At 32.0% G+C, this 15,373-nt stretch carries 12 protein-coding genes and 1 rRNA gene; all 13 read right to left on the reverse strand.

What is annotated here, in order from left to right:
- Window positions 1-25: 25 nt before the first annotated feature.
- A 16S ribosomal RNA gene (locus FVE75_RS09535) occupies window positions 26-1,536 on the reverse strand.
- Between the two features lie 848 nt (window positions 1,537-2,384).
- Window positions 2,385-2,915 carry an adenine phosphoribosyltransferase gene (locus tag FVE75_RS09540; protein ID WP_147006227.1) on the reverse strand — a complete coding sequence of 177 codons (531 nt, stop codon included), beginning with the start codon at window positions 2,913-2,915 and terminating at the stop codon, window positions 2,385-2,387.
- 293 nt (window positions 2,916-3,208) lie between these two features.
- Window positions 3,209-3,661: an NUDIX domain-containing protein gene (locus FVE75_RS09545; protein ID WP_147006228.1), complete on the reverse strand. Its 453-nt coding sequence runs from the start codon at window positions 3,659-3,661 to the stop codon at window positions 3,209-3,211.
- 9 nt (window positions 3,662-3,670) lie between these two features.
- On the reverse strand, window positions 3,671-4,960 hold the full coding sequence (locus tag FVE75_RS09550) for a hemolysin family protein (protein WP_147006229.1): 1,290 nt from the start codon (window positions 4,958-4,960) through the stop codon (window positions 3,671-3,673).
- A gap of 36 nt (window positions 4,961-4,996) precedes the next feature.
- Complete coding sequence (gene accB, locus FVE75_RS09555) at window positions 4,997-5,479, reverse strand: acetyl-CoA carboxylase biotin carboxyl carrier protein (RefSeq protein WP_147006230.1); 483 nt, start codon at window positions 5,477-5,479, stop codon at window positions 4,997-4,999.
- A 19-nt stretch (window positions 5,480-5,498) separates the two neighbouring features.
- Window positions 5,499-6,356, reverse strand: a complete 858-nt coding sequence (gene folD, locus FVE75_RS09560) for a bifunctional methylenetetrahydrofolate dehydrogenase/methenyltetrahydrofolate cyclohydrolase FolD (protein WP_147006231.1) — start codon at window positions 6,354-6,356, stop codon at window positions 5,499-5,501.
- Window positions 6,357-6,399: 43 nt separating this feature from the next.
- Complete coding sequence (locus FVE75_RS09565) at window positions 6,400-7,065, reverse strand: redox-sensing transcriptional repressor Rex (protein ID WP_147006232.1); 666 nt, start codon at window positions 7,063-7,065, stop codon at window positions 6,400-6,402.
- A gap of 46 nt (window positions 7,066-7,111) precedes the next feature.
- A complete protein-coding gene (gene fmt / locus FVE75_RS09570; RefSeq protein WP_147006233.1) occupies window positions 7,112-8,071 on the reverse strand; it encodes a methionyl-tRNA formyltransferase in 960 nt (319 codons plus the stop codon).
- A gap of 22 nt (window positions 8,072-8,093) precedes the next feature.
- A complete protein-coding gene (def, locus tag FVE75_RS09575) occupies window positions 8,094-8,612 on the reverse strand; it encodes a peptide deformylase (protein ID WP_147006234.1) in 519 nt (172 codons plus the stop codon).
- Window positions 8,613-9,419: 807 nt separating this feature from the next.
- Window positions 9,420-10,304 (reverse strand): DMT family transporter, encoded by an 885-nt coding sequence (locus FVE75_RS09580; RefSeq protein ID WP_147006235.1) that lies wholly within the window; start codon window positions 10,302-10,304, stop codon window positions 9,420-9,422.
- Between the two features lie 765 nt (window positions 10,305-11,069).
- A complete protein-coding gene (recG, locus tag FVE75_RS09585; protein ID WP_147006236.1) occupies window positions 11,070-13,139 on the reverse strand; it encodes an ATP-dependent DNA helicase RecG in 2,070 nt (689 codons plus the stop codon).
- A gap of 368 nt (window positions 13,140-13,507) precedes the next feature.
- Window positions 13,508-14,356: a cysteine ABC transporter substrate-binding protein gene (locus FVE75_RS09590; protein ID WP_147006237.1), complete on the reverse strand. Its 849-nt coding sequence runs from the start codon at window positions 14,354-14,356 to the stop codon at window positions 13,508-13,510.
- A 37-nt stretch (window positions 14,357-14,393) separates the two neighbouring features.
- Window positions 14,394-15,341 (reverse strand): ATP-grasp domain-containing protein, encoded by a 948-nt coding sequence (locus tag FVE75_RS09595; protein WP_147006238.1) that lies wholly within the window; start codon window positions 15,339-15,341, stop codon window positions 14,394-14,396.
- Window positions 15,342-15,373 lie beyond the last annotated feature (32 nt).

Here is a 15,373-nt window from a genome sequence, read left to right on the forward strand (position 1 = left end):
AGAAGCTGTGCATGTTGCTCCTTAGAAAGGAGGTGATCCATCCGCACCTTCCGGTACGGATACCTTGTTACGACTTCACCCCAATCACTATCCACACCTTAGATGCCTTCCTCCTTGCGGTTGGACCAGCAGCTTCAGGTGCAGACAACTCTCGTGGTGTGACGGGCGGTGTGTACAAGACCCGAGAACGTATTCACCGCAGCATTGCTGATCTGCGATTACTAGCGATTCCAGCTTCATGAAGCCGAGTTGCAGGCTTCAATCCGAACTTGGACCGGCTTTAAAGATTCGCTCGGCGTTGCCGCCTGGCTGCTCTCTGTACCGGCCATTGTAGCACGTGTGTAGCCCAGATCATAAGGGGCATGATGACTTGACGTCATCCCCACCTTCCTCCTGCTCTTCGCAGGCAGTCTCGCTAGAGTCCCCAACTTAATGATGGCAACTAACGATAGGGGTTGCGCTCGTTGCGGGACTTAACCCAACATCTCACGACACGAGCTGTCGACAGCCATGCACCACCTGTCTCTGCGTTCCCGAAGGCACTGCCCGCTCTCACGGGCATTCGCAGGATGTCAAGATCTGGTAAGGTTCCTCGCGTTGCGTCGAATTAAACCACATGCTCCACCGCTTGTGCGGGTCCCCGTCAATTCCTTTGAGTTTCAGCCTTGCGGCCGTACTCCCCAGGCGGATTACTTATCGCATTTGCTTCGGCACGGACACTCTTCATGCCCACACCCAGTAATCATCGTTTACAGCTAGGACTACCAGGGTATCTAATCCTGTTTGCTCCCCTAGCTTTCGCACTTCAGCGTCAGTTACCGTCCAGTGAACTATCTTCATCATCGGCATTCCTGCACATATCTACGAATTTCACCTCTACTCGTGCAGTTCCGTCCACCTCTCCGATACTCTAGCCCTGTAGTTTCCGGGGCAGGCCTGCGGTTGAGCCGCAGGTTTTCACCCTAGACTTACAGGGCCGCCTAGATGCCCTTTATGCCCAATAATTCCGGATAACGCTTGCGACATACGTATTACCGCGGCTGCTGGCACGTATTTAGCCGTCGCTTCTTCTGCAGGTACCGTCACTTTCTTCTTCCCTGCTGAAAGCACTTTACAATCCGAAAACCTTCTTCGTGCACACAGAATTGCTGGATCAGGGTTGCCCCCATTGTCCAATATTCCCCACTGCTGCCTCCCGTAGGAGTAAGGGCCGTATCTCAGTCCCCTTGTGGCCGTTCACCCTCTCAGGCCGGCTACCTATCATCGCCTTGGTGGGCCGTTACCCCACCAACTAGCTAATAGGACGCAAGGCTCTCCTGCAGCGTCTCCTTTCATCAGGCCGGCATGCGCCAGCCTGACAATACCAGGTGTTATCAGTCGTTTCCGTCTGTTATCCCTGTCTGCAGGGCAAGTTCCTTACGCGTTACTCACCCGTCCGCCTTGGCTAGACTGCGCAAGCGCAGCTTCACCAATGACTTGCATGTGTTAAGCATTCTGTCAGCGTTCATCCTGAGCCAGGATCAAACTCTTCATTCAATATATTTCTCATATATTTTATTTCCACCTTAGTCTTGACGAGTTTCTTGCCTTCAAGGCAAGTGCTCTTGACTTTTATTTATATCTTACACATTGTTGCTTCTTCTATTCTTATCTTCTATTGTCCTGCGATACTTTTTCGTATCGACAAGATATATATTATCATATCCCCTCCCCTTTGTCAACTACTTTTTTTCATTTTTTCAAAGTTTTTTTCATTTTTTTATTCGTAAACCATTTTTTAATCCTTAGAAAGAACCTTGGAATTACTATTTTATACTAATACTAACCCTCGTTTAAAAATGGGAATAAATTTTTATAATAGTGTTGTTTAATAGCTAATTCATATCATTCGATTAAATTGTTTTTACTATATCTTGATTAATAATTATTTTTTTATATTACTATGTTTTTTCTTTTTATTTTCGTAGAATTACTCGTTGCCATAAATCCTTATTTTGCAATAAAGGTTTATCCTAATAATTAAAATTGTAATAATATTATTACGTAATACCTATAACTTATCTACAATATTCTTCAGAATTGATAAAAACTTGCCATGTTTAGGTAGTTTTTCCCGTATAGAAAAACGCTCCGATGATTTATTCATAATAGACTTTATTAAAAAAACTAAAATTATATTTTAATTATTTAAAAATATTATGTTTATTCTCCTTATTTAGAAAAGTTTGTAATAATTTCGTTACTTAAAACGAGGGTTAATATGATATGATTTAAAATTTATAAATAACCTATTGCATATTATTACGGCTTTTATATAAAAAATTGTGTATAAAAAAAGGAATTTTTCTAATCATGGTAATTAGAAAGATCCCTTTTGAAGTTTATTAATATTTTAGTTGTGAGTAGACTTCATACCCTTTAAGAAATTCTCGTCCTTTTAAATCTGATAATTCTATCATAAACGCTAATTCATATACTTCTGCTTCTAATTTTTCTACTAATTGAACCATTGCTTTGGCGGTTCCTCCTGTAGCTAGCAAATCATCAACAATCAATATTTTCGAATTTTTTTCAAAAGCATCTTTATGGATTTCTATACTATTTTTACCATATTCCAAAGAATACTCTACACTTTCAACTTCTGCAGGTAATTTTCCAGGCTTTCTTGCAGGAACAAATCCTGCTCCAATATTATAAGCTATTGCAGCTCCGAAAATAAATCCCCTCGCATCAGCTCCTACTACATAGTCTATTCCTTTATTCTTGTATCTGTCTGTAAAATCCTTTATGATGATTTTCAGCCCTTCTTTATCTTTTAACGCTGTTGTAATATCTCTAAAAATTACTCCTTTTTCTGGAAAATCTTCTACTGAACGGATTAATTTTTCTATCTTTTCTTTTTCTTCTATTTTCATTTTTTTTCTTCCTCTTTTCTACAATTATATAATTAATAATAATTCTGTGTACGCTTATACTTATGAATTTTTGATTCGTATTGTTTGAATTAATTTAATTTTTAATAAATTTAAGATATAACAGTATTTCATAAATCAAAAACAATTTTACTGATACAAATGTTATTATTTTCAAAAACCAATAGTTATCATCTTTATTGTTTTTATCAAAATATTAAATACATAAAATTTATGATTCAGTGATTTATTTAACTTATGATACAACTAATAAACTACATATAAATATTTCTTAATTAATCATTCCATAAACTTCCTAAATCAGTTCTTATTTTTTCATTATTCATTAGTTTTAATAAATTTTCCTTAATATTTGGATAAATTATCATTGTTTCCAATTCTTCTTTTGTTACAAATTTCAAATCTGTCAAGACTGCTTCTTCTCCTAATTTTATGATACTATCATTTTTATTATTACGGTGTATTTTATAAAACAGATTTAAAACATGACGTTTCTTATCTGGGGAAATTGTTTCTGAAAAGAACAGAAATTCATCAACTTCTATATCCATATTTGTTTCTTCCTTATATTCACGAATTAAAGCTTCTTTTGTAGTTTCGCCCCAATCATTTCCACCGCCAGGAATAAGCCAGTATTTTTTGTCATTTTTGTGATGTTGGATTAGCAGGATTTTATTATCTTCGATAAGAATTCCTGCCACACGTATTCGTGGTCTAACTTCTTCCATTTTTTCTCCTTATTCTTCCTTTTCTTCCTCCTGATCAATAATAATCGCTCTTATTCTTTCAACACGTTTATTATCCATATCAGTCACTTTTAATATAAATTTATCACCTTTTACCTGATCAAAAACATCAGCGACTTTTCCAAGTTTATCTTGAATGTATCCTGAGATTGTATCGTATTCTTCAGATAAAGGAATTTCTATATTCAATTTATCGTTTACTTCCTCAATAGGGGTGTCTCCTTTTATATCAAATATTTTTTCACGAATTTGCTGAATATTTTCTTCTTCCTGATCAAATTCATCTCTTATTTCTCCAACAATTTCTTCTAGTAAATCTTCAATTGTTACGATTCCCTGTGTTCCTCCATATTCATCAATAACTATTGCCATATGAAGCTGCTTTAACTTGAATTCTTCTAGCAATTCAATCAAAGATTTTGTGATTGGAACAAAGTAGGCTTCTTTCATAAAATCCTTTATTGGAGGATTTTCTCCAGTTTGCTTATCGTAACGGAGTAAATCTTTCATATGGACTGTTCCTACTATTTTGTCAATTGTTTCTGTATAAATTGGGATACGTGTGAACCCTTGATCTAAAATTTCATCCCATACATCGTCTATTTTGCTTTCTGCTTCCAATGCAAATACGTCTCTTCGTGGAGTAAGTATTTCCTTGACTGTTGTTTCGGAAAATTCAAAAATACTGGTAATCATTTCCTCTTCGCCTTCTTCAAATACACCGCTTTCTGTTCCAGCCTTTAAAAATGTTAAAATTTCATCTTCTGTTATTTCAAACATTTGATCTTTTACCTTTATCTTGAATATTCCAACAATAAATCTTGAAATATGTATAAATAAGCGAATTAACGGTTTTAATACAATTCGTATTGTATTTAACGGAATTATTAATGTTCTAGAAACTCCGTAGATGTTGTTTCTTGCTATCAGCCTCGGTACCATTTCAGAAAATATCAGGATAAGAACAATTAACACAAAAAATGAAATTCCTACAAAAAGATTTTCTGCATAAATTCTTTTTATTAAGTAAACTCCTGTAAAAACCATTGAAGAATAAGAAATTGTCTTCACAAACAGAAGTGTTGTAAGTAATTCATTCGGATTTTCCAGCCAAAGCTTTAAAAGTTCGCTTTCCTTTGTTTTCTCCTTTTCTTTTGAATCACTTTTTAAATGTATCTGCTTAAGCGATGATAATGCTGACTCTGCAGCTGATAAAAACGATGTAAAAAACAATAAAACCAATAATAGAACAATATCTAACAAAATCCTCTTCTCTTCCAAATTTTATCCCTTCTTTATTTTTTATTTTTATAAAAATTATTCAATAATCATTAATGTCTGACCTTTTTTTATACTATCCTTGTCTTTAACAAGTATTTTTTTTACTTTTCCTGCAACTGTTGATTTTACTTCATTCATAAGTTTCATTGCCTCTACTATACAAAGTGTCTGTCCTTCTGTAACGGAATCTCCCTCTTTTACAAATGGAGACGCTGTTGGCGATGGTGATGCATAAAAAGTACCAACCATTGGGGAAGTGATTTGTGTTCCTGAAATTTCTTCAGAAGATGCTTCCTGTATTGGTGCAGGAGATGTTTCTTGCGGTTGTACTTCCTGCGGAATATTTGATGGTGCTGTAGTCATAGGTTGAGCTAACGCATTATTTACTATGACATTTCTTTCTTTCTTTTTCTTAGTCAATGAAACTTCAAAATTATTATCTTCATATTTTACTGATTCAATTTTATTTTCATTCATACTTTCGGCTAATTTTTCAATAAATTTAATTTTATCTTTCATTAATTTTCTCACTTTCTTTTTATTTAGTATTATTTATTTTTTGATTATATGATTTAAATGTGTTCTTTATTAGCATTGCAATTGTCATTGGACCAACACCGCCGGGAACAGGGGTAATGAAAGAGGCTTTTTTAGAAACTTCTTCAAAATCCACATCTCCACATAACTTTCCATCCACACGGTTTATTCCAACATCAATCACAACGACGCCTTCCCTTACATCAGATGCTTTTACTAATTTTGGATAACCTGCGGCTGCTATTACTACATCGGCTTTTTGTAATTTTTCAGATAGATTTTTTGTTTTTGAATTACAAGTTTGAACCGTTGCGTGCCTTTGCATTAACAAAAGTGTCATTGGTTTTCCCACAATGTTACTTTGCCCAATCACAAGGACATCTTTTCCTTTCAAATCAATATTATATTCTTCAAACATCTGAATCACTCCAGCTGGTGTGCAAGGCAAAAATCCTGATTCATCTCCAATCATCATTTTACCAATGTTTGTCGTATGAAATCCATCAACATCCTTTTCAGCTAAAATTGCATTTACAATATTTAATTCATCAATATGTTCAGGAAGTGGTAATTGTACCAAAATTCCGTCTATATTGCTATTATTATTTAATTTTTTTATTTCTGAAAGTAAATTTTCTTCTGTAATATTTTCATCAAGTCTAATTGTTTCAGAATAAAATCCAACTCTTTCACAAGCTTTTATTTTATTTCTTACATAAATTTGTGAAGCAGAATTTTCTCCTACTATAATTACCGCAAGTCCAGCTTTTCTGCCAACTTTCTTTTCCAGTTCACTATGTTCCTGTTCAATTTCTATCAAAATCTTTTCTGAAAGCGCCTTTCCATCAATTATAGTCATAGCTTTCCTGCTAAATTAAATTTAACAGGTTCTCCTTTCGATATTATATTTTTTCGCTTATATTATTTATTCTCCAGAAATTTAATTCCTGTAACTTTGCTGAAATATCCATATCTACAACTTTTATGTTTTTATCTAATTCTAATTTATAAGTTGTCATGTTAAGTATTGCAGAAATTCCACTTTTTACAAGACTTTCTGCTGCAATTTGCGCCTGTTCTTTTACAACTGCTAAAATAGCCATTTCAATTCTTGTATCAGAATTATTCTTCATATTTTTTATAAATTCATCAACATTTTGTATATCCTGAACAATTAAATTATTAGCAGCTGTTTTCCCAATCTTATTCTTATCCTTGTCAAATATCCCAACAATTTTAAATCCTTCACCTAAGACATCGAGATTTGAGGAAAGCATTTCTCCCATTTTACCGTGTCCCACAATTATCACATTGTTAATTTTATCAATTCCAAGAATTTTTGTAATAATTTCTATCAGATTATCTATATCATAACCTTTCCCTCGTACACCAAACTCACCAAATGTTGATAAATCTTTACGTACCTGAGCAGAAGTAGTATTCATAATTTTAGCAAGTTCGATGGAATTTATTTCGTTATACTGTTTTCGGACTTCTTTTAGAATAGACAGATATTCTGTCAATCTTTGTATAACTCTTTCAGAAATTTCCATTTTTTTTAACTTCATATTTCCTCCTATGAAAATTAGAAAATTACAATCTAGCCTTCTATTCTTATTTTGAACTAGAATTGCTATACAATAATTTTTCTCCAATTACCATTTTACGTCCATTAATAATATCTACTCCCTTTTGAAGTTTTTTTCCTTCAAATTTTGCCTCCAAAATCAATATTCCCCCATTTGCAACTTTTACAACAGGCCCTTTTTTATTCATAATTTCAACAATTGTACCATTTTCTATTTCATCTTCATATTTTTTTTCAATTTTTTCACTTTTGTAAATTTTTATGTTTTCACCTTTTTCATTGAAAGTATGTGCCGCTGGAAATGGGTTTAATCCACGAATTTGATTGTAAATAACTTCTTTTGTGCTATTCCAGTCGATTTTTGCCTGCTCCTTTGTAATTGGCTTTACTAAAGTGGCTTTGCTATCATCCTGCTTTTCTGACTGAACTTCCCCGTTTTCAATCAGTTTCAACGCTTTTTCAAGTCCAGCCGCTCCCAAATCCTTCAATTTATCGTGCAGAGTTCCAAGCGTATCATCTTCTGCAATTTCACAATATTCCTTTAAAATCACATCTCCAGAATCAAGCCCTTCCTCAATATACATTATGCTCACACCTGTTTCAGTGTCCCCATTTAAAATAGCAGAATGAATAGGCGAAGCTCCCCTATATTTCGGTAAAAGTGAAGAATGAACATTTATTATCCCATATTTTGGAATATCAATTATTTCTTTTGGCAAAATTTTTCCATAAGCTACAACTACGATTAAATCAGGATTTATTTCCTTAATTTTGTTTATAACTTCTTCATCCTTCATTTTTTTTGGCTGAACAACTTCCACATTATTATCAATTCCAAACTGTTTTACGGGAGAAAATATAATTTTATTTCCTCTGGCATTTACTTTATCCTCTTTTGTAAAAATAAGCTGTAAATCCGTATTTTTAAATACAACTTCCAGACTTGGTATTGCAAATTCTGGTGTTCCCATAAATATTGTCTTCATTTAATTTCTCACTTTCCTGACTTTATTTGTCCAAGTCCCTATAAATTCTGCCTTTTGCAAAATCTTTCTTTAGAACATCTAATTTTTTAGCAACTAATCTTTTATTCATAACCGAAAGTTTGTCTGTAAACAGGATTCCTTCTATGTGATCAAATTCGTGCTGAAATGCTCTAGCCCACATTTCATCCAATTCTTCAATGACTTCTTCTCCATTTTCATTCAAATATTTCACTTTAATTTTTGCAGGACGGTTTACTTTCTTAAAAACTCCAGGAATGCTCAAGCATCCTTCCTCCATATCTGCAATTTCCTCAGAAAACTCCAAAATTTCTGGATTAATAACTTTTTTTACAACTCCTTCGTGTTCCAGCACAAAAAATCTTTTGGCAATATCCACCTGATTTGCAGCAAGTCCCACTCCATTGGCTTTTCTCATAAGAGCAACCATTTCATCTAAAATTTCTCTTATATTATCATCAACTACGTCGACTTTTTCTGATTTTTCACGTAAAGTTGGATGTCCATATAAAACTATTTTCATTTTTATTTTTTCTCTCCTTATTAAACTCATTATTACCCATTTTATTTTATCATATTATTTGATAAATTTTAATAGAAAATAAATATTATTTTTGATTTAACAGAATAGGCATTTCTGGAATATAAATTGCAATAAATTTTTGCTTTGCTTTTGTAAAAAATTTTTTATCTCAAATACTTCTTTTTTTAATATTTTATGATATTATATTTAAAAATATCAACGAAAGGAAATTGATAAAAATGAAAAAATTTTTATCAACATATTTATATTTATTATTATATCTATTATGTTTGTATTTTCCCTATATTTAAAGCACTCTTCTTATAATTTTTATTTAGCAATTTTATTTTTTATTATTGGGGGTATTTATAATTATATTTCCAACAATGTTGAAGAAACAACTGAAATAAAAAAATCAGTATAGTTTCAATAATGTCTGGTGTTTTGTCCCTAGTTTTACTTCTAGTTCTTAAAAAAACAGAGATTAATCAAAGAAATTTTGCATTAGATTTATTCTATGAATTACGTTTAACATTTGTATTTATAATAATAATTAATTATTTTGAATCTTTTTTCAATAATCCATCTCAAAAAAAGCGATTTTGGATGCTATTTATAATTTCTAGTTTAATTTTATTGATACCGTTATTTTTATTTCTTCAGAATAAAGATGAATTTACTATTAGCATAATAACTATAAATAAAGAAGAAATAAAGAATATAATTTTATTTATAAGTATCTCCTGTATCTCTGAAGCCAGTCTTATATATTTATAATAAAAATAAATTTTTCTCCTCAAAAATATATTATTGAGGAGTTTTTTTCAATCCCAATTTTGTTTCCGATACAAGTACCGCAAAAAGTACCAATCCAGCCCCAGCTGCCACTCTAAATGATAACCTCTCACTTAATATAAAAAATGCAAAAAGTGGTGCAAAAAGCGATTCTGTTGACATTAATACTGAAGCTCTTGTGGAAGTTGTATATTTTTGGCAGAATGTCTGTAATACTGTTGGTATTGCCGTTGAGAAGATTGTTAAATAAATTATCGCAATCAGCATCATTCCTGTAGGCTTTTGAATTTTGCTCGTATCTGAAAAGATAAAAATATTTGCCACAAACAATATTCCTGCAACAAACATCTGCATAACAACAAGTTTTAAAGGCTCAACTTTTTTGCTGAAATACCCATTCGTAGCAATCTGCCCTGCAAAAAATACTGCACTTATAATTGTCAAAATATCGCCAAAATTAAGATTTGCAATATTCATCTTCCTATCAAAACTTATCACAGCAACTCCCATTACACAAATAAACGAAGCTAGAAATGCAAAAATATCAGGACATTTTTTGTGCAAAAACCAAAAAATATAAGGCACAATTATAACGTTTATCGAAGTAAAGAAGGCATTTTTACTAGCAGTCGTGAGCATTGCCCCATAAGTTTGAAAAGCGTATCCAAAAAATTGAAAAATTCCAACTATTAATCCAGCAAGAACATCATTTTTTGTGAATTTTCCAACTCTTCTAAAGAAAATCCCATAAAGAATAAGCCCTCCCACAAGAAATCTAACCGCTGACAAATAAAATGGATCAACTCCTGTATTCAGCCCAATCTTCACAAATACAAATCCAAGTCCCCAAAATATCCCTACAAAAAGCAGTCCAAAATCTGCTAAATACTGTTTCACAAAACTTCTCCTTATCATTTTGAAATTTTTCCAAAAATAAATTAGTAATATTAAATAAATCTAACTTATATTAAACACTGTTTAAAAAATAAAATTTAATTCTTAAGTATCTATATAAGGGATTTTATTTAGCTTTTGAAAAACTGTTTATTATTAATAAATGTTTTTTCATAATTTCATATTTTTTCTTTTTATAAAGCAAGGGAAATCAATCGCCATTTCCCTTGCAACCCTGGCTCGTCTAAGCATTTTTTTGAAATAAAAACGAAACTCGCTAACGCTCAGACAGTCGTTTTCATTCAAAAAAATCACGACATTCTATATTAAATTATTAAAAATTATTATATTTAAATTTTAGGTTTTAACATTTTGAAAATATTAAATAAGCAAAATTTCGTTAAAGAAAAAATAACTGTCTGAGCGTAGTTTTTACGAAGCGAGTTTTATTTTTTCTTTATTAAGAAAGTTTTGCGTAAAGCGGGGTAGTTCGTAGAACATTTCGCGATTATTTCTAAGTAGTACTCAGTTAAATATGTTAAAATAATTGTTATTGCGAAAGAGGGCATGGCGTCTAATGCCCTTACGTTACAAAAAATTGAGTAAAAAAATAGAAAAAATTATTATTAATCATAATACTTATAAATAAATTATTAAAAATCTTTAAGATAGATACTTAATGATTAAATTTAATTAAAGAATATTTTACTAACTACTAAATAAATATAATAATAACCTTATTTAAAAATAATTTTACAATTCATTTCATTACTTTGTTTCATCGCTAAAAAATTTCTTATAAATATCCAGTTTCAAAAATTCATTTTCTATTTTTCCATCATTCTTTTCCAGATATTCCATTACAAAATCACGTACAAATTTGATTTCCTTCACATTTTTTACAATGTCGGTAAAAAGCATGTCAGATACTCCACTTTGCCTTGTTCCCAAGATTTCTCCTGAATTACGTAACTTTAAGTCTTCTTCGGCAATTTTGAATCCGTCTGTTGTTTCTTCCATAACTTCCAGCCTTTTTACTGAAATTTCATTTGTTGTTTCGGATTCTAAAAAGCAGTAGGACTGGTATTTTCCACGACCAACTCTTCCACGTAGCTGATGAAGTGAAGAAAGTCCAAATCTTTGAGCATCACGGATTACCATAATTGAGGCATTTGGCACATTTACTCCAACTTCGATTACTGTTGTGGAAACTAGAATGTCAAGTTCGTGATTTTTAAACTGTTCCATAACTTTCTGCTTTTCCTTGTAAGTTTGCCGTCCGTGCATAAGCCCAATTTTTCTATTTGGAAAAATTGAAATGTATTCTTCGTATGTTTCCTGTGCTGATTTTACATTCAGGCTCTCACTTTCCTCAATTAATGGCGAAACTATGTACACTTGCCTTCCATCTTTCATTTTCTTTTCCATAAAGTTATACATTTTTTGTCTGTCAATTTCATTTTGTATCCATTTTGTCTTAATCGGACTTCTCCCAGCAGGCAACTCGTCAATAATTGATACATCCAAATCTCCATAAATTGTAAGTGCAAGTGAACGTGGAATCGGAGTAGCACTCATAACAATCAAATTGGCAAGATTTCCCTTGTCACGTAAAAGTTTTCGCTGTGTTACCCCAAACCTATGCTGTTCATCAATTACAATTAGCCCAAGATTTTTGAAAATTACATTGTCCTCTATTAGAGAATGTGTTCCAATTACAATGTCAACAAGTCCTTCTTTTATCTCATTTAGCAGTTTTTCCTTTTTCTTTCCCTTCACACTTCCAGTCAAAAGTTCCACTCGTATGTCAAGATTCATAAATTCATCTACAATTCCTAAATAATGCTGTGTAGCAAGAATTTCTGTTGGTGCCATAATTACCCCTTGATAATTATTTTCCACCATATAAAGAAGCATTATAAATGAAACAATCGTCTTTCCAGAACCAACATCCCCCTGAATAAGCCTATTTACAATCTTTCCAGCCTTTAATTCAGAATAAATCTCCTTTATTACACGTTTCTGAGCTTTTGTCAAATCATAATCCAGACCCTTTATAAATTTGCTCACAAGACTTTTGTTGTCTTCAAGTTTATAAATATTCTTATTTGCCTTGTCAACACTAAAACGATTTTGTAAAATTCCCATTTCCAGAAGTAAAATTTCCTCCAGCATAAATCTTTTCCGTGCTTTGCTTTGTTTTTCCTCATTTTCTGGAAAATGAATATTTAAAACCGCCTCTTTTCTTCCAAGCAGTTTCTCTTTCTGCAAAAATTCCTTTGGTAGATTTTCCTGCAACAAATATCCGTAATCCATTAAGGCATTTTCCATAACTTTTCTAATTGCCTGCTGTCTGAGCGACTCAGTAGACGGATAAATAGGTAATATCTGCTTTTGTTCCTGCATATCAAAATTAGCTTGATTGATTTTTTTATACTCAGGATTTACAAGCTGAAATTTTACAGTCTTTCTCACTTTCCCATAAACTGTAATCTCATCGCCAATGTGAATACCATTTTTCACAAACCTGTTATTAAACCACACAAGCTCAATCATTCCGCTATCATCACTCAAAACCGCTCGAAACATAGTTCTTCCAGCCTTTATATACTGATTAACCACATTCACAACCGTTCCCTGTAAAATCACAAATTCATCTGCCAGAATTTCCGCAATTTTCTTATGATTGCTCCTATTCTCATAAGCTCTTGGAAAGAAATAAAGCAAGTCATAAAGTGTAAAAACTCCCAATTTCCTAAATTTTGGAATGTTTGTTTTTGTAACTCCTTTTATTTTCACCTTTTCTAAATTTTCATAAAGCAAGTTATATGTTTTCATATCCATTTCCGCCTTATTTATATTATAGTAAAACTTATTTAAAACCAAACTCAAAAGCTATGACTATTTTACTCAAACCTTAAATTTATATAATTTTAGCAGTTTAATTTAAAATAGGTTTGAGTATACTTTTCAAATTAAATCTTTATATATAAATCAAATTGATTTTACTATAATGATACCATAATTTGCTTAAATTTTCTATATTTTATAAAAAATAAAAATAGAATGAGATTTTTTATAACTACTCTTAGTATTTTATATTCAAATGAATAATTATTTGTAATCCAGCAAAAAGAAAAATAAAACTGCCTCAATATTCTGAAGCAGTTTACTTTTTTTATTTTTATAAATTATGATTTATCTGTCTATTTATTTTCGATAATTACTGTTTTTGGATCAACTTTATTTCCGTAAACAGGCTCAAGAGTGGCTTTATATGCTTTTTCAAAGAATCCTTCCTTAGTAAGAGCATCTATTTCAGTATTTAGCCAGTCTAACAGTTCCTTGTTCCCTTTTCTTACAGCTGGAGCAATGTAGTCCTGGTCCCCTAGCTGTTTAATATCCACAACAAATCCTGGATTTTCTGTTGCCCATGCGAATACTAGAGTATTATCGTGTGCAAGTGCAGCTCCTCTTTTATCTAATAATGCGTTAAATGTCTCTGTGTTTTGGTCATATTTTAGTAATTCTATATCTGGATGATTTTTAGTAAAGTAGATTTCTGCTGTTGTTCCTTTGTTAACTATTAATTTTTTACCTTTCAGCTCCTTCACATCTTTTATTGGAGCACCTTCTGGTGAAACAATCCCTAATGATACCTTCATATAAGGTTTTGCAAAATCAACTTTTTGTTTTCTTTCGTCTGTTACTGTAAAATTCGCTAGAATAATGTCAACTTTATTTGATAATAAATATTCTACTCTGTTTGCAGCTTCTAATGTGATAAATTCTATTTTATTTTCGTCACCTAATAAATCTTTTGCAAGCCTTTTTGCCAAATAAATATCATAACCTTGATTTTTCCCATTTTCATCAACAAATCCAAATGGCGGCTTATCTCCAAATACTCCTATTCTTATTTTTCCTGCTTTTTTTATAGCCTCAATTGACCCTGGTTCAGCACTTCCCTTTCCACCTTTTCCACAGCTTATTGCAAATACTCCTAAAACTAAGATTGCAATAATTTTTACAAACCTTTCAAAATTCTTTTTCATAATTACCTCCAAGTTTATTTAATATTTTTGTAATTTCTTATCCTAATTTTTTCAATTCATCTTTTAAATATTTAGCTAGTTCCAACATAGCATATTTTCCAGCTATTTTTTCAGCGTCGGCATTGTAGTTGGTATTTGTATTTATGTCATAAACAAAAACTTCGTTGTTTTCATTTATGATAAACTCTATTGCCGCCACATCTATGTGGTTTTCTTTCAAAAATTTTTCATATTTTTCAATTTGATTTTCTGGCAATCTTTCAATAATTCTAAATTTTGATTTTTCTGTGGCTTCTTCTCCTACAGGACAGAATTTATCATTTATCTGGCACGAATCTGCTGGACATAGTTCAAATCCATCGCTTGAGTCAACTTTTACGGAATAGAGATATTTTCCACCTATAAATTCAGCTCTTATGATATGTCCGTCCACAGACTTCACATATTCCTGAATCAAACTTATTCCATCAACAGAATCTTCAAAATCATTTCCATTTACATAATTGTCAAGTTCTTCATAACTTCTTATAAGTCTTACCCCAAGACCTTTTCCAGCTCTGTTGTGCTTTATGATAAAAGGATATGTGTCAAGTTCCTTTGCAGCATTTAAAATTTGATCTTTTCCCACAGCTCCTAATGTTTTTGGAGTATTTATCCCTGCCTTTTGCAGTAAGATGTATTGTTTCAATTTACTCACTTCAAGATTTATAGCAGATGTCCCATTAATTACACGAACTGCTTCTGTCCCTTTGTTTTCGAGCCATGTTAAGACTTGCTCCGTTAATTCTGGTGCATATCTATGCCCTCTTGTGTGTGAAGAAGCGCTCATTCTATTATAATACACGCCTTTTTCAGGCTCTTTTCCTATATTTAATATTCCTTCTGACAAATCCAGTTCTTCATAAGGAACTGACAATTCATCCAGCCTTGCAGTTAGATGTCTTGTCCAATCCATATTTTCATGAATTATATATACTTTTGACATATTTTCATCCTTTCTATTTTTATTTTTAAAGT

It is taken from the genome of Leptotrichia hongkongensis (assembly GCF_007990635.1).
Taxonomy (GTDB): domain Bacteria; phylum Fusobacteriota; class Fusobacteriia; order Fusobacteriales; family Leptotrichiaceae; genus Leptotrichia; species Leptotrichia hongkongensis.

Excerpts from the sequence above, each read along its gene's own strand:
- FVE75_RS09545 (WP_147006228.1), bottom strand. The coding sequence starts at position 3,661 with ATGGAAGAAGTTAGACCACGAATACGTGTGGCAGGAATTCTTATCGAA.
- FVE75_RS09590 (WP_147006237.1), bottom strand. The coding sequence starts at position 14,356 with ATGAAAAAGAATTTTGAAAGGTTTGTAAAAATTATTGCAATCTTAGTT.
- FVE75_RS09595 (WP_147006238.1), bottom strand. The coding sequence starts at position 15,341 with ATGTCAAAAGTATATATAATTCATGAAAATATGGATTGGACAAGACAT.
- recG (WP_147006236.1), bottom strand. The coding sequence starts at position 13,139 with ATGAAAACATATAACTTGCTTTATGAAAATTTAGAAAAGGTGAAAATA.
- FVE75_RS09565 (WP_147006232.1), bottom strand. The coding sequence starts at position 7,065 with ATGAAGTTAAAAAAAATGGAAATTTCTGAAAGAGTTATACAAAGATTG.
- folD (WP_147006231.1), bottom strand. The coding sequence starts at position 6,356 with ATGACTATAATTGATGGAAAGGCGCTTTCAGAAAAGATTTTGATAGAA.
- fmt (WP_147006233.1), bottom strand. The coding sequence starts at position 8,071 with ATGAAGACAATATTTATGGGAACACCAGAATTTGCAATACCAAGTCTG.
- FVE75_RS09540 (WP_147006227.1), bottom strand. The coding sequence starts at position 2,915 with ATGAAAATAGAAGAAAAAGAAAAGATAGAAAAATTAATCCGTTCAGTA.
- def (WP_147006234.1), bottom strand. The coding sequence starts at position 8,612 with ATGAAAATAGTTTTATATGGACATCCAACTTTACGTGAAAAATCAGAA.
- accB (WP_147006230.1), bottom strand. The coding sequence starts at position 5,479 with ATGAAAGATAAAATTAAATTTATTGAAAAATTAGCCGAAAGTATGAAT.